The following is a 20586-nucleotide window of genomic DNA, read 5'->3' on the forward strand; positions in this document are numbered from 1 at the left end:
TGAGATTCAACTTTATTGAAATGGAGTCATAATATGATTAATCAAAAGAAATATGTACAATTTGTCATAATATATATAATTATATTTTCTCTTTGGATATTCCTTATCCCTAGGAATTTAAATATAAAAGAAATTGGAATTCTCTTCTTATTTTGTTTTGCGGCAATCTTTTCTTGCTATTGCTTATATAAAGCAATTAAGAAGATGAAAAGCAGTGACAAACTATTTTGGGTTTTACTACTATGTACTTGCATATGTGGATTAATTATGGAAATAACTTTATTTCTTCAGTCACTTTCTATTTATGATCAAGTCATATTCTCATATAAAGCACTACCTTTTTTCATCATACAATATATTTTGCTTTTTTCTGGCTTTGCTATAAAGTTTATAAAGCATTACTCCATTAGAGGTCTTGCTCAATTTTCATTCGATAGCATCTTCATTGTTATTATGAATATTTATTTTATCCTAACCTTTATTTTAGATATTTCTAGCTTTCGTATGTTGACGACGGACACGTGGCTTTTGATTGGGTATTTTATCGCACAATCATTAGTAATTTACGCCGTTATTAGCCTATATAGGAGAGAACAATATTCTTCTAGTAGAATCTCATTAATTATCGGCTTTACTATCATACTTGTGTACGGATATATACATCTGTTCCAATTAAACAAAGGAATGGAAACTTCTTCTGAAGTCTCTTATTTAATACATACTGCTTCGATTTTACTAATCGGTTTATCGTCCATACTGTACATTTTGGATAAACCAATGCAACATGAAACGAAAATGAAGTATTATCGATTCGATTATGTACGCTTTATATTACCTTATTTTAGTATAATCATTACTTTTTCCTTTATTGTCATTCAGCCTTGGGACAATAAGTTCATGCTAATCGGTCTAGTATTATCACTAATCTTATTATTCCTACGACAACTTTACATGTGGAAAGATAATCAAGTATTAATCGATACGTACGAACAGTTGACTACACAACTAGAAGGAAAAGTCGAAGAAGGTGCATCTGCCCTATCAAAAAGTGAACAGCGTTATAAGTCTTTATTCGAAGATCATCCTGATGCTGTTTTTTCTTTAAATATGAACGGGATTTTTCAACAATCTAATAAGGCTTGTGAAAGTTTATTTACAGCCTATTACTGTGAAGTAACAAGTTATTCTCTTCTACACTTCATTGATCCACAAGATCATGAATTATTGAAGAAATCTTTACAAAGTACAAAAGAAGGTAGACCACAAACTCTAGAAATTCGAACAAAAGAAAAAGAAGGCTATTATTATTATCTTCACATTACATTCATCCCTATTTTTATAAATAAAGAAGTTGTTGGGATGTTTGGTATAGCACGTGATATTACAACTTTATATGAAAAACAAAAACAAGTAGAGCATTTGGCTTTCCATGATGCACTTACAGGACTACCGAATCGACGAAAATTCGAAAAAGATTTAAAAACGATTTTAAATACAGCGCAAAACAACACTAATGACGTTGCCGTCATGTTCCTCGACTTAGATCGATTTAAAAAAATTAACGATCGACTCGGTCATGATGTCGGAGATCTATTATTAATTGAAGTAGCAAAAAGATTACGTGGATGTTTGCGTTCAAAAGATATCGTTGCCCGCCAAGGCGGAGATGAATTTACGATCCTATTACCAGATATGTACTCTGAAAAAAGTGCTGCTTTTATAGCCGAACAAATTTTAACCATCTTAAATAAGCCTTACTTCATTAAAGATGAAGAACTTTCTGTTACACCGAGTATCGGAATTGCAATGTTTCCGGAATACGGAACCGATGTAACCGAATTAATGAAAAATGCAGATATGGCTATGTACCGAGCAAAAGCTAATGGAAAAAATAGATTCATTTTCTTCTCAAAAGAAATGAGTGTTGCGCAAAATGAACTACACTTCCTAGAAGGTGAACTTTCAAAGGCTCTGCAACAAAATGAATTTTTCCTTGAGTATCAACCGCAAGTAAATACAAAAACAAAACAAATTATCGGTTTTGAGGCATTAATTCGCTGGAAACATTCAAAACTCGGAATTGTATCACCTGCCCAATTTATTCCTCTAGCAGAGGAAACAGGATTTATTATTGAACTGGGTAATTGGATTTTACGTACCGCCTGCTTAGAAGCAAAAAAGTGGCATAACCAAGGATTCTCTCACTTAAAGGTTGGTGTAAATTTATCTGTTGTTCAATTTAATCACGTAGATTTAATATCAACTATTTCAAAAGTCTTGGAAGAAACAGAACTAAAGCCAGAAGCGCTAGATATTGAGATTACAGAAAGCATCGCGATTAATCAAAATCACTCTGTAATTGCTAAACTAGAAGAACTTCAAAATCTCGGTATCCAAATTTCAATCGATGACTTTGGAACTGGTTATAGTTCTTTAGCTTATTTAACGAAATATCCAATCAATACATTAAAAATTGCTCGAGAGTTTATTTGTGGAATTACAAATAGCCCTTTAGAAGAAGCGATTATCGCCTCCATCATTAAGCTATCGAAAGAATTAAATTTAGAGGTTATTGCGGAAGGTGTAGAAACAGAAGAACAATGGAAGTTTTTACACGAACAAAACTGTGACCACATTCAAGGATTCCTCTTTAGCAAGCCTGTTTCTAGTAAAGATGTTTGGATGTTACTCCACGAAAAAACAACCGTCTAAGTAAGACGGTTGTTTTTTAGTACTCAAAAGGTACATCTGAAGCTACTTGTATCTCTTGATCATTATAAGAAATTACTTGATTTTTCTCTAAAACTGTATCTCCTAATGAAATACCCCATGCCATCGCTAACGTTAATAGACTACCAATAAGTAGTTTTTTCATATTCCATCACCCGCATTTTTTCTTTAAATATATCATGAAAATTTATCCACATCTTATGCAATTATGCATATTTGTTTTTTGTTTTTTTATTTCTTCATTTTTTTTATAATTGACTCTTTTAACGTATGGTTTCCTAATATATCGAAAAAGAAGCACGCTTTTTCGTAAGCATCTTCAATTTCTGCTCTATCACACTCGAGCTTTTCTAGGCATTCACCTTTTCGATAGTATAACTGTCCAATCAATGTCATACTATTAATTCGACACGATAGTTCAATGGCTTTATTTGCGTGACAAAGCGCTTCTTCGTATTGATTGTCTAAGTATAATGCTTTTGCATGATTATGTCTCACCTTCACATCAAACTCTTTATTATCATGTAATGCCTCTAATTGTTTTAATATATTTTCAAATAACTCAATACTCTTCTTAAAATAGCCATTTTCAGCGTAAATGTTTGCAATTGCGTTTTCAATATAAAGGTTCTGATATACATCTATTCCTGCCAATTGTTGATTGAGCAATTTCTTTAATTCTAAAATACAATATTCGTAATCGATTTTTTTCAATATGTAAGCAGCTACATAATATTGCCATTGAAGAAATTGCTGAAGCTCGGGATGATATTCTTCCTTTTTCAACTCATTCCATACCTTAGTATAAATTTCTTTATATTTCTTTTGCTTACAAAGCATAATAATTCGATCTTTTAATTGCTTATTCCTCTCAATATCAGAATAAATGAGTACCTCATAAAAATGAATAATGGGAACTTGTAACTTCGCTGCAATACCTTGCAATATATCCATACTTGGGTATACCGCGCCCGATTCAATTCGACTCACTTCCGATTGATGACATATGTTCTCGGATAACTGCTTTTGTGTTAATCCTCTCATCACCCTAATTTTCTTAATTTCACTTCCTAGTTTTTCTGCGTGCATACTTACTCACCATCCCATTATAACAATCTAATTTTTTGAGTTGTCATACCACTACAATAATGTGAATTCGACAATTTTTGATATGAAATAATGCATAATATATATAAGATTCGGCAAATTTTTCATACAATCCATCTCACATAATATAATAGACTAGTAATTTTATAGATTAATTATAGAAAATTTGCCCGTGCTTTCGTTACATTCGGTCTTCTTTATCCTTTATCAGCAGAAGCTATTCACACCCAAGAACTAGATAGAAATGAAGTAAACGTTGAAATTGCTCAGCCTAGTTTAACGATTTAAAAATTAACACAACCTCAAAATGATACAAAAATATATGGCGAAAAAGTATTTAAAGGGTGAGATAAATGAGGCTAAAGCTCAACAAGGGTGAGTGACAACTGAAATGAATGTAGATTCCCAACCTACAAATAAAGATACAAAAGAAAATAAAACCGAAGTTCGCCTTGCACAAACTTACAAAAATTATAAAGTATATGGCCAAGATCTTATTGTAAAAGTAGATAAAAATGGAGTAATTACAACTGTTAGTGGTAAAGTTGTCCAAAATTTAGACCAACAACCTAATCTTACTATAACAAATTTTTTGTCGAAAAATGAAGTAAAATCTAAATTACGCGATATACTTCAAATTCTGAGCTATGCGACTGCGACGAAACTCTCTATTGAAATACTTGTTTATAAGAAAAAAGAAGCTTACCACTCATAGGTAAACTTCTTTTCATATCCATCCCTTTTCTTCCGCAATTGTAATTGCCTCAATTCTATTTTTCGCATCAAGCTTCGTTAATACTTCAGAAATATAATTACGTACTGTACCAGGTGAAAGATAAAGTGCCTTCGCAATTTCATTTGCCGTCTTTCCTTCTTTCGCAAGTAACAATACTTCTTTTTCACGATCTGATAACGGATTTTGTTCCTGCCATAAGCCGAACATTAAATCTTGAGAGATCTCTCGCTTTCCTTTCATTACATTACGAATTGCTGCAGCTAAATCTTCACTTGGGCTATCTTTTAATAAATACCCGTGAACACCAGTTTTCATTGCCCGTTCAAAATAACCTGGTCGTGCAAATGTTGTTAAAATCATTACTTTACAAGGTGACTTTTCCTTCTTCAGCGCTTCAGCAACATCTAAACCACTTTGAATCGGCATTTCAATATCCATAATACTTATATCAGGCCTTAGCGATTCGATTAATTTTAACGCCTCTTCCCCATTCGCAGCCTGACCAACTACTTCAATATCATCCTCTAGATCAAGCAGGGCTCCTAACGCACCACGAAGCATTCGCTGATCTTCTGCAATAATAATTCGAATCATGCCCTCACCTCATCTTTTCCTGTTCTAATAACAACTGGTACTTTTACTATTAATAGTGTCCCTGGATTTATCGTATTTAGTTCAACAAACCCATCAATAAGGGCGACCCGCTCCTTCATACCGCGAATACCGTTTCCATCATGATTTTGATTTTCCAAACCTACGCCATTATCCTCTACTTTCAAAATCAGTTCACCTTGCGATTCTAATACAGATACAATGCACTCCGTCGCCTTACTATGCTTTACAATATTCGTAACTGCCTCACGCAAACACATTCCTAAAATATTTTGTTCAATTGGTGATAACGAACTCGAACTTGCTTCCTGCTTCACCTCTAATTCAATATTAGCAGCTTGTAAAATCGCCTTTATTTGCTCCAGCTCTTCTTCTACTGTAATCATACGCATATCAGAAATTAACTCTCTTAACTGCTTTAAAGCTGTACGAGATGTTTGTGTAATTTCCTTCGCTTCCATACTTGCACGTTCTGGATTTTTCACAATTAACTTCTCCACGAGCTGGCTTTTTAAAGTAATAAGAGATAGCGTATGCCCTAACGTGTCGTGAAGATCCCTTGCAATTCGCTGACGCTCTTCACGTTTTACTAAGTCTTTAATTTGTTCGTTTGCTTCGTTTAGTTGATTCTTTAACATCTTTTTTTGATTAAAATTACGCATACCAAATGGTGTAAGCAGCATTATAATAAACATCGGAACTATATTCACTAATTCTGTAGTTGATAGGTGATTAAGGTTTACAAATATAAAAGTTCCAAGCATTACAATTAACAGAGACAACAGCACTCGAAATACTTTTTTACTAGGAGCAAACCCTATCGCACTCGCCGTGAAAAACCCAAAAAAGATCATGAAAGGATTATAATAAAAAGCAAATAACAAGGTAAGTATCATTTGGATGCATGCCCATAAAACAAAAGTCTTATTAACAAAATAAAGCTGCCGGTATGTGACGGTGAAGACTATCAACATACCGATCCCTATTACAAGCTTCCATCCTGATACTTGTGTTAAATTATAGATTGGAAATAATAAATACACGAGCCACATATACGGGAAGAAACCCATCTGTTTCGGAAAAATCTCAATCCTCTTCTTCTCTATCATTTATACCGCTTCCTGTCTTTTTCTTATATATATTGATACTACAACAAATATAAGGAAATAACCTCCTAGTACCGCGATATTTTCCCAACCAATTGACTTCCCAGCTACAATATCCCACGCACCGCTTCCGAAATGATATGTTGGTGTCCATTCACCAATAGATCTTAATATTTTTGGAAATATTTCAATTGGCATCCATAAGCCGCCAAGAATGGCTAAACACATATTTAAAATATTCGCTAACCCAGCAGCTGCATCTGCCTTCTTAATTGAACCTATTACTGTTCCGAGCGCTAAAAATGGTGTCACGCCTAATAATAGCCATAACCCAGCACCAATCCATTGTCCTACCGTTAACTCGACGTTATTAATTAATATTCCTGCCATAAAAATAACTAAGATTGAAAAAGCATTCACTACTGTTTGAGCAATAATTTTAGCTGTTATATACACACCTTCTGGAAGTGGTGTAATTTTTAAAAGATGAGTCCATCCTTGCCCTTTTTCCTGAGAAAGTCTCACACCGAAACTAAAAAGTGCAGTCCCTACAATACTGAAAGTCGCCATTGAAATTAAATAATGTGCTTTCCAAGCATCTCCGTTCTGTGGCACTTGAACTACATTTGTAAAGATGTAATAAAACATAACTGGCATTAATAATGAAAAAAAGATAAATAATTTATTACGAAACGTACGTAAAATTTCTATTTTGCACTGCATCCATAAAGCTTTCATGCGATTCCCTCCTTCTGATTTGCAACAAACTGCTCAAACGCTTCATCAAGACTTCCGCGTTCAACTGAAATGTCCATAACAGGTAAATCTTTCTTAAAAATCGCTCGCAATGTAGCATCTGTATCATCCGTCGTTAAAATAATACGCGGTTCATGAGACTGAACCCCCGTCACATTTGGCAATCCTTTTAATAAAGCTTTCGGTATTTTCTCCGTTGCAACAAACGAAACTGTTTTTTGCGAGATTGTCGCTTTCATCTCATCCGGTGTGCCATCTGCGATAATCTTTCCGTTCGCAAATAATAAAATTCGATCTGCTAACGCATCCGCTTCTTCTAAATAATGTGTTGTTAAAATAATCGTTTTCCCTTCACTTGCTAATTTTCTAATCGTTTCCCAAAACGTTTTTCGAGATGTAATGTCCATCCCTACAGTTGGTTCATCTAAAAACAACAAATCTGGATTCCCTGCAAGTGCCAGCGCAAAATTTAACCTCCTTTTTTGACCGCCCGATAATTTCTCACATCTTTGCTTTCGTTCTGTTTCTAAGTTTGACAACTGCAGTAATGTTTCTTTCTCTACAGGATTCGTATAATAACTACGGAATAACTCGATTGCCTCTTCTACCGTGATGCTATCAATCACACTTACTTCTTGCAGCATCGCACCGAGGCTATTGCGAACCTCTCTATGCTTCGGACTCTTTCCAAATATAGAGATATTCCCTTCTGTTGGATCTTTTAATCCGAGCATCATTGAAATTGTCGTTGTTTTCCCCGCACCATTCGGTCCGAGTAATGCTACTATTTGCCCTTTATTCACATGAAATGAAACGTTATTTACTGCTTCTTTATGTTTAAATGTTTTAGAAACACCATTTACTTCAATAATCTTTTCCATCTCTCCACCCCCGCCGTTTCTTATATTTACATTGTACGCTCTGGAAAAGTTAGGAAACAGTATGATGCGTCATGACATCCATATGACAATTGTCATGTATTCTCTATGAGAGGAATCAACCCGCATACCGCACGCGAGTAGCAGTACAAAAACAAACATGATACAATCGGATAAGACATATATTCGAGGAAGGACAGTGGTTTTCATGATTATTCGTAATGAACAAGATTTAGAAGGTTTACGAAAAATCGGCCGCATCGTTGCACTTGCACGCGAAGAAATGAAAAAGCAAGCGAAGCCAGGTATGACAACGAAAGAGCTTGATTTAATTGGTAAAAAAGTATTAGACGAGAACGGTGCTATTTCAGCGCCTGAAAAAGAATATAAATTCCCAGGTGTAACTTGCATTAGTGTAAATGAAGAAGTTGCTCACGGTATTCCAGGCGATCGTGTATTAAAAGAAGGCGATTTAGTAAACGTAGACGTATCAGCAGCACTTGACGGCTATTATGCAGATACAGGTATCTCATTTGTTCTTGGAGAAGATGAAGAAAAAGAAAAGCTATGCCAAGCTGCAGTAGATGCATTTTGGGAAGCAATGAAAAAAATAAAAGCTGGATCAAAACAAAATCAAATTGGTCGTGCTGTTTCTAACTTTGCACATAAAAGTGGATATAACGTAATCCAAAACTTAACTGGTCATGGCATTGGCCTTAGTTTACATGAAGCTCCAAACCACATTTTAAGCTACTATGATCCAATGGATAATGCACTTCTAAAAGACGGTCTTGTTATCGCTGTAGAACCATTCATCTCAATGAAAGCAGATCATATTATTGAGCGCGGTGATGATGGTTGGACATTCGTTACACCAGACAAAAGCCTTGTTGCACAATGTGAACATACAATCGTTGTAACTCGCGGTGAACCGATTATTTTAACAGAAATATAATAAAAAACAGCCGTTTTGTAGATTCCTGCTACTGAAACGGCTGTTTTTTCATTATTTTTATGCATGTAAAAGCTTATATAAATAAAAAGGTGGTGCATCAAAGCATCACCTTTTTAACGGGGTGAGGCTGCCCAAAAGTACGGAAAACTCTTGAACAGCCTCGTATTTTCATATGGATGCCTTACATATATCATTGATGATAATTATGAAATGCGGAAACATAGTTATCATCACATGATTCAAACAAAAGAAAAGAAACCCTATAACAGATCTCTTTTCCCTACATAATCTAAAGTTTGGGTACACTAGATTCATGCAATGTAGGAGGCTTCAGAACTGAAAGCGATCCTTCATTTAAAATGATAGCATACATATATCCGCTAAAAATATGCAAATGTGCATATAGCGTTTTTTATTTCTCAACATACATTTATTGAAAATTCAGATATATAAAGGTAAAATGTAGTCGTTATCCGTCTTCTTTTGTCAGTCAGAGAGAATAGAAGAATGGGAGAGGAAAAAATGAGAAAATCACTGAAACAAAAAATAGTAAGCTCCTTGCTTGCTGTATCACTCGCTGTTAGCTTAGCTCCAATCGGACAAGCAAAAGCTGATTCCACGTCAGAAATCACACAAAATTCACCTATTACAACACAAGTTGATGCAAGCCGCGCTATCGAACATATCCGTTTCTTATCCGAAACAATTGGTCCCCGTCCAGGTGGTACTAAATCAGAAGAATGGGCCTCTCGCTACGTTGGTATGCAGCTTAAATCAATGGGCTATGAAGTAGAATATCAGCCATTTCAAGTTCCAGATCAATACGTTGGATTTATCGAATCACCATTATCCACAAAACGCAATTGGCAAGCTGGTGCTGCTCCAAATGCACTAATTTCTACAGAAGCTGTTACAGCTCCCCTTATCTTTGTTCAAGGTGGAACAAAATTAGAAGATATTCCAAATGAGGTAAATGGAAAAATTGTTTTATTTGAAAGAGGAACAACAGTAGCAGACTATAATAAACAAGTTGAAAATGCTGTTAGTAAAGGGGCAAAAGGTGTGCTTTTATACAGCTTAATTGGAGGTCGTGGAAACTACGGACAAACCTTCAATCCTCGCTTAACTAAAAAGCAGTCTATCCCTGTCTTTGGTCTTGCTTATGCTCAAGGAAATGCGTTTAAAGAAGAAATTGCTAAAAAAGAGACAACGATGCTTTCCCTAAAAGCGAGACATGAGTCTAATTTAACATCCCTAAATGTCATCGCTAAAAAGAAACCAAAAAATAGTACAGGTAATGAAAAAGCTGTTGTTGTAAGTTCACACTATGATAGTGTCGTTGGGGCACCTGGGGCAAATGATAATGCTTCTGGTACGGGATTAGTATTAGAATTAGCTCGTGCTTTTCAAAATGTAGAAACTGATAAAGAAATTCGTTTTATTGCTTTTGGTTCTGAAGAAACTGGCTTACTTGGCTCTGATTATTATGTTAATAGTCTGTCCCAAAAAGAACGCGATCGAATTTTAGGTGTCTTTAACGCAGACATGGTTGCAACAAATTATGATAAAGCAAAGAATTTATATGCAATGACTCCTGATGGATCAACGAACCTTGTAACAGATGCTGCCTTACAAGCAGGTAAACAATTAAATAATGATCTCGTTCTTCAAGGAAAATTCGGCTCTAGTGATCACGTACCATTTGCTGAAGTGGGTATTCCTTCTGCACTATTTATTTGGATGGGCGTCGATAGTTGGAATCCATTAATCTATCATATTGAAAAGGTATATCACACGCCTCAAGATAATGTATTTGAGAATATTTCACCAGAACGTATGAAAATGGCATTAGAGGTCATTGGTACAGGCGTCTATAATAGCCTTCAACCTACCGTGAAAACAGGACAAAAAGCTGCTTAATACTATTTCAAGCCACCGATTAATCGGTGGCTGTTTATTGAGAAAAAATAAATATGCATAAAAGCATATTTATTACATGGTATTATCGCGTATAATTAAAATCTTAATATATAAATAAAAAACACATTTATTGCATAGCATTATCATGTAGAATAAAAATTGTAATACTATTGATTACATCTAATAAAGAGGTTTTTAATTATGAAAAAATTATCCTTGCAGTTGTGTGAACTTTAACTTGAATTTCAGGAATTAATGCTTTTATTCCTGAAATAAACGTTGCAACAGCTACTCAAGAACAAAGCTTTCCAAAATACTATTTCTAAATTGGCCATAAAAATGGCTATGCATTCATCTAAAACTTAATGGAACATGGTCATTGACCTTAAATTACATGAGATAGGAAACCACATTCTAAGCTTGTGATAATAGACTTCTTAAAAGCAGCTTTATTATCGCTTTAGAGCCGCTTATCTCTATGAAAGCTGACTATATTATTGGGCCGTTGATTGAGTCCAACGTGAAACTGTTCTCTTTTTTCTATAAAAAAACCCTTCAGGTTGCATTCTTCCCTTCACTTTATCGTGAAGTTTTTGAATACTTACCTAAAGGGCGTAATATCAATAGTAATTTTTCAACTTGTCTGCTACTCAGATTACGGTTTAATCAATAATCTAAAGCTTTTTTATTATTTTATTCGCTGACGAGCAAATAGAATTCCACCTAAAAGGAACAATACCATACCGCCAAGAATTGAAATCATTTCTGCTGATGCTCCTCCTGTGTTAGGAAGTAATGTTGGCTTATCATTTTCTGTAGTAGGTGGAACTTTTGAATCGCTATTTTTGTCTGTATTTGTGTTTGGATCTTTTGGATCTGTGCTTGGATCTTTTGGATTTGTACTTGGATCTTTTGGATCTGTGCTTGGATCTTTTGGATCTGTGCTTGGATCTTTTGGATCTGTGCTTGGATCTTTTGGATCTGTGCTTGGATCTTTTGGATCTGTGCTTGGATCTTTTGGATCTACACCTGGTTCGTCCTTGATTTTTGTATTTGTGATGTCATAACCTTTTACTTCGGATTTGTATCCCGCTACTGGTTGTTCTTTCACTTCATACTTGTATGCCTTTCCTTCGGCATCGTATGCTGCTAAATCTTTAAATTCATATTTCCAGCCTGTTGCTTCACTTACTTCTTGTGTCGCAACCACTTGGCCATTTTGTAGTAAGTCTACTTTGATTATTTCTGGACGTTCTTTTGCATTATCGTCTTTCCATGTTTTTGTTCCTTCTACTTTTGTTTGGCCTACTTTTGTATTTGTGATGTCATTACCGTTTACCTCAGATTTGTATCCGTCTACCGGTTGTTCTTTCACTTTATACTCATAAGCTACTCCGTTTGCATCATATGCCGCTAAATCTGTAAACGCATATTTCCATTCGCTTGCTGCACTCACTTCTTGTGTTGCGATTACTTTGCCATTTTGTAGTAGGTCTACTTTGATCATTTCTGGACGTTCTTTTGCATTATCGTCTTTCCATGTTTTCGTTCCTTCTACTTTTGTTTGATCAACCTTTGTATTCGTAATGTCATAACCTTTTACTTCGGATTGATACCCGTCTACTGTTTGTTCTTTTACTTCATACTTATATGCCTTACCTTCGGTATCGTATGCCACTAAATCTGTAAACGCATATTTCCATTCGCTTACTGCGCTTACTTCTTTTGTATCGATTACCTTGCCATTTTGCAGTAGGTCTACTTTGATTATTTCTGGACGGCCTTCACCATTTCCGTCCTTCCATACCTTCGTTCCTTCTACTTTTGTTTGACCAATCTTTGTATTCGTGATGTCATATCCTTTCACTTCGGATTTGTATCCGTCGATTGGTTGTTCTTTCACTTCATACTTGTATGCCTTACCTTCTGCATCATATGCCGCTAAATCTTTAAATTCGTATTTCCAGCCTGTTGCTTTGCTTACTTCTTGCATCGCAATCACTGTACCATTTTGTAGTAGGTCTACTTTAATCATTTCCGGACGATCTTTCGCGTTATCGTCTTTCCATGTTTTCGTTCCTTCTACTTTTGTTTTGCCAACCTTTGTATTCGTGATGTCATAACCTTTTACTTCTGTTTGATATCCGTCTACTGCTTGTTCTTTCACTTCATACTTATACGCCTTACCTTCTGCATCATATGCCGCCAAATCTGTAAACGCATATTTCCATTCGCTTGCTGCGCTTACTTCTTTTGTATCGATTACCTTGCCATTTTGTAGTAGGTCTACTTTGATTATTTCTGGACGGCCTTCACCATTTCCGTCCTTCCATACCTTCGTTCCTTCTACTTTTGTTTCGCCTACTTTTGTATTTGTGATGTCAGTACCACTTACTTTTGATTCATATCCTGGTACCGCTTGCTCTTTCACTTCATACTTGTATGCCTTACCTTCTGCATCATACGCTGCTAAATCTTTGAATTCGTATTTCCAGCCTGTTGCTTTGCTTACTTCTTGCGTCGCAATCACTGTACCATTTTGTAAAAGGTCTACTTTAATCATATTTGGACGATCTTTCGCGTTATCGTCGTTCCATGTTTTCGTCCCTTCTACTTTTGTTTTGCCTACTTTTGTATTTGTGATGTCATAACCTTTTACTTTGGATTCATATCCTGCTACTGGCTGTTCCTTCACTTCATACTTGTATGCCTTACCTTCTGCATCGTAGGCTTGGAGTTTGCCAAACGTGTACTTCCATTCAATTGCTGCTGTTACCTCTTTTGTATCTACTACTTTACCGTTTTGTAAAAGATCTACTTTGATCATTGTCGGACGATCTTTCGCGTTATCGTCTTTCCATGTCTTCGTCCCTTCTACTTTTGTTTCGCCTACTTTTGTATTTGTGATGTCATAACCTTTTACTTTGGATTTATATCCTTCAACTGCTTGCTCTTTCACTTCATACTTGTATGCCTTACCTTCTGCATCGTAGGCTTGTAGTTTTTCAAACGTGTACTTCCATTCACTTGCTGCTGTTACTTCTTTCGTATCTACTACTTGACCGTTTTGTAGTAAGTCTACTTTAATCGAGCTTGGACGATCTGTTGCATTGTTATCGTTCCACGTTTTCGTTCCTTCTACTTTTGTTTCGCCTACTTTTGTATTTGTGATGTCATAACCGTGTACGTCAGATTGATATCCTGCTACTGGCTGTTCCTTCACTTCATACTTGTACGCTACTCCATTTGCGTCATATGCTTCTACATCTGCAAATGCATATTTCCAGTTTGTTGCCGCTGTTACTTCTTTTGTATCTACTACTTTACCGTTTTGTAGTAAGTCTACTTTGATTGTGCTTGGACGATCTGTTGCGTTGTTATCGTTCCATGTTTTTGTTCCTTCTACTGTCAATTTCGCTACTTTTGTATTCGTGATGTCAGTACCACTTACTTTGGATTCATATCCTGCTACCGGTTGTTCCTTCACTTCATACTTGTACGCTACTCCATTTTCATCATATGCTTGGAGCTTTTCAAACATATACTTCCAATTCGTTTCTGCTGTTACCTCTTTTGTATCTACTACTTTACCGTTTTGTAAAAGATCTACTTTGATCATTGTCGGACGATCTTTCGCGTTATCGTCGTTCCATGTCTTCGTCCCTTCTACTTTTGTTTCGCCTACTTTTGTATTTGTGATGTCATAACCTTTTACTTTGGATTTATATCCTTCAACTGCTTGTTCCTTCACTTCATACTTGTACGCTACTCCGTTTGCATCATACGCTGCTAAATCTTTGAATTCGTATTTCCAGCCTGTTGCTTTGCTTACTTCTTGCGTCGCAATCACTGTACCATTTTGTAAAAGATCTACTTTAATCATTTCCGGACGATCTTTCGCGTTATCGTCGTTCCATGTTTTCGTTCCTTCTACTTTTGTTTTGCCTACTTTTGTATTTGTAATGTCAGTACCACTTACTTTTGTTTCATATCCTGCTACTGGCTGTTCTTTCACTTCATACTTGTATGCCACTCCGTTTGCATCGTATGCTTGGAGCTTTTCAAATGTGTACTTCCAGTTTGTTGCCGCTGTTACTTCTTTTGTATCTACTACTTTACCGTTTTGTAAAAGATCCACTTTGATCATTTCCGGACGATCTTTCGCGTTATCATCGTTCCATGTCTTCGTCCCTTCTACTTTTGTTTCGCCTACTTTTGTATTTGTGATGTCAGTACCACTTACTTTTGTTTCATATCCTGCTACTGGTTGTTCCTTCACTGTATACTTGTACGCTACTCCGTTTGCATCATACGCTGCTAAATCTTTGAATTCATATTTCCAACCTGTTGCTTTGCTTACTTCTTGCGTCGCAATCACTGTACCATTTTGTAAAAGGTCTACTTTAATCATTTCCGGACGATCTGTTGCGTTATCATCTTTCCATGTCTTCGTTCCTTCTACTTTTGTTTGACCTACTTTTGTATTTGTGATGTCAGTACCACTTACTTTTGTTTCATATCCAGCTACTGGCTGTTCTTTCACTGTATACTCGTAAGCCTTACCTTCCGCATCATATGCTTCTAAATCTGTGAATATATATTTCCAACCCATTACTGCGAATACGTCTTGTGTTTGAATCACGTTCCCGTTTTGTAGTAAGTCTACTTTGATCATTGTCGGACGGTCTGTTGCATTTCCGTCGTTCCATGTCTTCGTTCCTTCTACTTTTATTTTGCCTACTTTTGTATTTGTGATGTCAGTACCATTTACTTTGGATTCATATCCTGGTACTGCTTGTTCTTTCACTTCATACTTGTATATCTTACCTTTTGCATCATAAGCTTGTAGTTTTTCAAACGTGTACTTCCAGTTTGTTTCTGCTGTTACTTCTTTTGTGTCTACTACTTTACCGTTTTGTAGTAAGTCTACTTTGATTGTGCTTGGACGATCTGTTGCATTGTTATCGTTCCACGTTTTTGTTCCTTCTACTTTCGTTTCGCCTACTTTTGTATTCGTGATGTCATAACCGTTTACTTCGGATTTGTATCCGTCTACCTGTTGTTCTTTCACTTCATACTTGTACGCTGCTCCGTTTGCGTCATAAGCTTGTAATTTTTCAAACGTGTACTTCCAATTTGTTGCTTTACTTACTTCTTTCGTGTCAATTACTTGACCGTTTTGTAGTAAGTCTACTTTGATTGTGCTTGGACGATCTGTTGCATTGTTATCGTTCCACGTTTTTGTTCCTTCTACTTTCGTTTCGCCTACTTTTGTATTCGTGATGTCAGTACCACTTACTTTGGATTTATATCCTGCTACTGGCTGTTCCTTCACTTCATACTTGTATGTTACTCCGTTTGCATCGTATGCTTGGAGCTTTTCAAATGTGTACTTCCAGTTTGTTGCCGCTGTTACTTCTTTTGTATCTACTACTTTACCGTTTTGTAAAAGATCCACTTTTATCATTTCCGGACGATCTTTCGCGTTATCATCGTTCCATGTCTTCGTTCCTTCTACTTTTGTTTCGCCTACTTTTGTATTTGTGATGTCATAACCATTTACTTTGGATTCATATCCTGGTACTGCTTGTTCTTTCACTTCATACTTGTATGCCTTGCCTTCTGCATCATACGCTACTAAATCTTTGAATTCATATTTCCAACCTGTTACTTTGCTTACTTCTTGCGTCGCAATCACTGTACCATTTTGTAAAAGGTCTACTTTAATCATTTCCGGACGGTCTGTTGCGTTATCGTCTTTCCATATCTTCGTTCCTTCTACTTTTGTTTGACCTACTTTTGTATTTGTAATGTCGGTACCACTTACTTTGGATTCATATCCTGGTACTGGCTGTTCTTTCACTGTATATTCGTAAGCCTTACCTTCCGCATCATATGCTGCTAAATCTGAGAATATATATTTCCAACCCATTACTGCGAATACGTCTTGTGTTTGAATCACATTCCCGTTTTGTAGTAAGTCTACTTTGATCATTGTCGGACGGTCTGTTGCATTTCCATCGTTCCATGTCTTCGTTCCTTCTACTTTTGTTTTGCCTACTTTTGTATTTGTGATGTCAGTACCATTTACTTTGGATTCATATCCTGGTACTGCTTGTTCTTTCACTTCATACTTGTACGCTGCTCCGTCTGCATCATATGCTTGGAGGTTTTCAAATGTGTACTTCCATTCTGTTGCCGCTGTTACTTCTTTTGTATCTACTACCTTACCGTTTTGTAAAAGATCTACTTTTATCATTTCCGGACGATCTTTCGCGTTATCGTCTTTCCATGTCTTCGTTCCTTCTACTTTTGTTTCGCCTACTTTTGTATTTGTGATGTCATAACCATTTACTTTGGATTCATATCCTGGTACTGCTTGTTCTTTCACTTCATACTTGTATGCTACTCCATTTTCATCATACGCTGCTAAATTTTCAAACTCATACTTCCAGCCTGTTGCTTCACTTACTTCTTGCGTCGCAATTACTGTTTCTTTTTGTGCTGGTGAGTTATCTTTTTGTATTAAATCTACTTTAATGGTTTTCGGACGATCTGATGCATTGTTATCGTTCCACGTCTTCGTTCCTGCAACTGATGTCTTGCCTACTTTTGTATTCGTGATGTCATAACCATTTACTTTGGATTCATATCCATCTACCGGTTGTTCTTTCACTTCATACTTGTATGCTTTTCCATTTGCATCGAACGCTACTAAATCTTTAAATTCATACTTCCAACCTGTTTCTTTGCTTACCTCTTGTGTCGCAATCACTGTACCGTCTTGTAGTAAGTCTACTTTGATGGCTTTATGCTCTTCCTCTGTGCCACCTTTCCACGTCTTCGTTCCTGCAACTGATGTCTTGCCTACTTTTGTATTTGTGATGTCATAACCATTTACTTTGGATTCGTATCCGTCTACTGCTTGTTCTTTCACTTCATACTTATATACTTTTCCGTCTGCATTGTTTATCGCCAGATCTTTAAATTCATATTTCCAGCCTGTTGCTTCGCTTACTTCTTGCGTCGCAATCACTGTACCGTCTTGTAGTAAGTCTACTTTAATCATCGTCGGACGACCTTCCGTATTTCCGTCCTTCCATGTTTTCGTTCCTTCTACTTTAGTTGTTTGTACCACTTTTGTATTTGTAATGTCATAACCATTTACTTCTGTTGTGTATCCATCTATCGGTTGTTCTTTTACTTCATACTTGTATACTACTCCATTTGCATCATAAGCTGCTAGGTTGTCAAATTTGTATTTCCAACCATCTGCCGCTGTTACTTCTTTCGTGTCTACTACTTTCTCATTTTGTAGTAATTCTACTTTGATTGAACTTGGACGATCTTTCTCGTTATCGCCTTTCCACATCTTCGTTCCTGCAACTGATGTAGTTTTCACTTTATTAGAAATCGGCAACTTAATTCCGTTTACAGCATCTGCTTTCACTTCAAACTCTACTTTTGCCTGTGGATCAAAATCAATATAGTTTGGAGCTGAAACTTCTTTCACATAATATTTGCCTGGTGTTAAACCCTTGATTTCGATGACACCTTTTTCATCTGTTTTATATAGATTTCCAACTTGTTCACCCGACTCTTTATACAACTCAAATGAAACATTCGGTATGACTTTTTCTTCATCTTTATCAAGGTGCTTAACAATTTTTAGCGTTCCTCTTGGGACCCCTTCAGCACCACCGCCGGCTGTCCTATTTTCAACTGGGTAGCTACCCGATTCAGTAACTGGCTCTTTATTATAAATTTGATAATCAATCGTATAATCATTCTTAAAGAAATCTTGCGCCTTTCCGGCATCCGTTATAGTAGATGTATAAGCAATCGAAAAGGAGGAAAGACGTGCTTTATCCTTATAAAGCACAACTTGAAATGAGTTTTCACCAGTAAAGGTAATCTTTCCATAACCTTTAGATTCAAACTCTTGCAGTGATAAGTTTTGACGGCCTAGATAATTATCAATATCTATCCTAAAACTATCTTTATTAAGTATTTGACCTTCTTGTAAATTATCAGCCACAACAATATCATCACTTAACTCTTCTTTATTTAAGTTTGCATTTAAGAACCAACGTACCTCACCTGGCTTACCTCTCATATCACCAGTTTTATAAAAAAACGGACCCTTTCCAGGATCTGTACCACCACCGCTTGTTGGACCGGTAATTGTTACAGATTGCTTATCTACATTTGTACCTAAATTGGTTTCAATCTCTTTCTTTTGATCTTCTCCTACGTTAGCAGCTTGCACGTAAAAGTTTAAATATCCTTTAATATCATCACGTGTATCTACTTTATCATTAAATGTGCATATCACAGTACCTGAATTGACTGTACAAGTACCATAATCACCTAAATCAAACTGTGTATTCAACCCTATTAATTCTGGGGGCAGTGTTAATGTTAGTGTGTCTCCTGGCTTCAGCCTAACTCCATCTTTTTCACTGAAGTTTACAGTTACTTTAGTCTCTTGTCCAATATAAAGATCTGTTTTATCAATCTTAATACTATCCACAAGTCCTGCTGTGTTTAGCTCTTTTGCATTTGCTACTATACCTAAAAAACTCTGACCTATGGTAAACATGAAAATCATTATAATCGAGAAAATCGAAGTTATTCTTTTTAAATACATACTTTGTATGATTCCTCCCTATAAAATTAAATGTAGATAGATTTTGGTGCAAACATACTATGACAAAGATTCTATTATTCAATGTTATTAAGCTATTTTACTTAAATATTTTTGATAGCTATTATCATCTTTTTCTCTTTTTTCAACCCTTCTATTGCTTAGAAACTTGAAGTTTGAAGTCCAAAGTATGACTTTTATATAGATTCATCTCATTTCTCCGACATGTCTAAACTATGTTATTTCTGGCCTATACTGTTTAACAAGAACAGATACCGGACAGGACAAATTTTGATAAAGAAATTCGAATTACAAATACGTATGAATGGGCCATAGAATAACTTCAAAGCCAGAAGAAGACAATTCAAAAAGCACTCACGATAAAACTCATGACAGTCATTCGTCTTATTATGCTGTAGGGTTTCTGAAATTTATCCATATCAACGCAAACGTTTGCTCTATAAATACGAAAATTGCATTACCGACACGTATGGCAGAGCCACTTCACAGTAAATATGCATTTGGTCAACTTCCTTACTTATCCTCCTAAAGAATAACAAGAAGTACAATCTATAATCGAATTTAGCATATCAGCCGAGGAAGATTACGATTGTGAAACACGCTAGGATACTCGTATTCTAAAAAATGTTATTGAAGATGCATTTTTTGCCATTATGAGTTGAGGTGAAATTGGCCATATGTTAAAACGTTTGGTGTTTAATTACACAGCCAACCTACACACCGAAACAGGTAGTACAAAAAGCGTTCCACCGCCAGCATTATATAATTAAAAACGCTCTGGATGAAGTATTGTTTGCCTATGCAAGATGAAAGTCATATTCTCCAAATTTAAATACAATGGACCGAATTTGGGGGTAACTAAAAAAGAGTATGGTTGTCAACTGATTTCATGTAAATCGTATAGAAATACGAAATTCAGCCTTTTTATTTTTGGAGTATATAAATGAGTGTCGAGAAAAAACACTTTGCCTAATGGGTTCCATGGCTATGTCGAAGAATTAAAATGAGCTTATATATGATGATAATATCAAAACCGAGAGATTTATATCCTTTCATTTTTTTTATCAAATCATGAAAACTTTAATTGTACTATATGTACTATTTTAAACATACCATCC

General features: G+C 35.8%; 11 protein-coding genes. 4 read left to right on the top strand and 7 right to left on the bottom strand.

Annotated features, from left to right (window positions below; genetic code table 11):
• Positions 1-33 precede the first annotated feature (33 nt).
• A complete protein-coding gene (locus LUS72_RS26475; protein WP_264448471.1) occupies positions 34-2712 on the top strand; it encodes a DUF4084 domain-containing protein in 2679 nt (892 codons plus the stop codon).
• Between the two features lie 16 nt (positions 2713-2728).
• Here the strand turns inward: LUS72_RS26475 and LUS72_RS26480 are convergent, their stop codons facing one another.
• Positions 2729-2875, bottom strand: coding sequence for a quorum-sensing peptide PapR (locus LUS72_RS26480; RefSeq protein ID WP_000734736.1), 147 nt, complete (start codon positions 2873-2875; stop codon positions 2729-2731).
• 86 nt (positions 2876-2961) lie between these two features.
• Positions 2962-3819 carry a transcriptional regulator PlcR gene (plcR, locus tag LUS72_RS26485; RefSeq protein ID WP_097831451.1) on the bottom strand — a complete coding sequence of 286 codons (858 nt, stop codon included), beginning with the start codon at positions 3817-3819 and terminating at the stop codon, positions 2962-2964.
• Between the two features lie 409 nt (positions 3820-4228).
• Here plcR and LUS72_RS26490 point away from each other — a divergent pair, with 409 nt between their 5' ends.
• Positions 4229-4552: a bacillolysin gene (locus LUS72_RS26490; protein WP_071744047.1), complete on the top strand. Its 324-nt coding sequence runs from the start codon at positions 4229-4231 to the stop codon at positions 4550-4552.
• 12 nt (positions 4553-4564) lie between these two features.
• On the opposite strand, the gene LUS72_RS26495 is transcribed toward LUS72_RS26490, so the two are convergent.
• The 4 genes from LUS72_RS26495 to LUS72_RS26510 are packed head-to-tail and all read right to left on the bottom strand — an operon-like array spanning position 4565 to position 7928.
• Positions 4565-5167, bottom strand: coding sequence for a response regulator transcription factor (locus tag LUS72_RS26495; RefSeq protein ID WP_097831449.1), 603 nt, complete (start codon positions 5165-5167; stop codon positions 4565-4567).
• Entirely contained in the window at positions 5164-6294 is a 1131-nt protein-coding gene (locus tag LUS72_RS26500; protein ID WP_264448472.1) for a sensor histidine kinase, read from the bottom strand. Before LUS72_RS26500 ends, LUS72_RS26495 begins: the two co-directional genes overlap by 4 nt.
• A complete protein-coding gene (locus tag LUS72_RS26505) occupies positions 6295-7029 on the bottom strand; it encodes an ABC transporter permease (RefSeq protein ID WP_264448473.1) in 735 nt (244 codons plus the stop codon).
• The gene (locus LUS72_RS26510) at positions 7026-7928 is read right to left on the bottom strand and encodes an ABC transporter ATP-binding protein (RefSeq protein ID WP_097831446.1); all 903 of its coding nucleotides are present in this window, start codon (positions 7926-7928) and stop codon (positions 7026-7028) included. Before LUS72_RS26510 ends, LUS72_RS26505 begins: the two co-directional genes overlap by 4 nt.
• Positions 7929-8085: 157 nt before the next feature.
• On the opposite strand from LUS72_RS26510, the gene map reads away from it, so the two are divergent.
• Together map and LUS72_RS26520 are read left to right on the top strand one after the other, a co-directional pair.
• A complete protein-coding gene (gene map / locus LUS72_RS26515) occupies positions 8086-8880 on the top strand; it encodes a type I methionyl aminopeptidase (protein ID WP_128856181.1) in 795 nt (264 codons plus the stop codon).
• A gap of 522 nt (positions 8881-9402) precedes the next feature.
• Positions 9403-10800 (top strand): M28 family metallopeptidase, encoded by a 1398-nt coding sequence (locus LUS72_RS26520; protein ID WP_097831484.1) that lies wholly within the window; start codon positions 9403-9405, stop codon positions 10798-10800.
• Positions 10801-11488: 688 nt separating this feature from the next.
• Here LUS72_RS26520 and LUS72_RS26530 read toward each other — a convergent pair.
• Entirely contained in the window at positions 11489-19450 is a 7962-nt protein-coding gene (locus tag LUS72_RS26530) for a Cna B-type domain-containing protein (protein ID WP_264448474.1), read from the bottom strand.
• Between the last annotated feature and the right edge of the window lie 1136 nt (positions 19451-20586).

Origin of the sequence: Bacillus cereus, assembly GCF_025917685.1 — a bacterium.
GTDB classification, from domain to species: Bacteria; Bacillota; Bacilli; order Bacillales; family Bacillaceae_G; genus Bacillus_A; species Bacillus_A cereus_AT.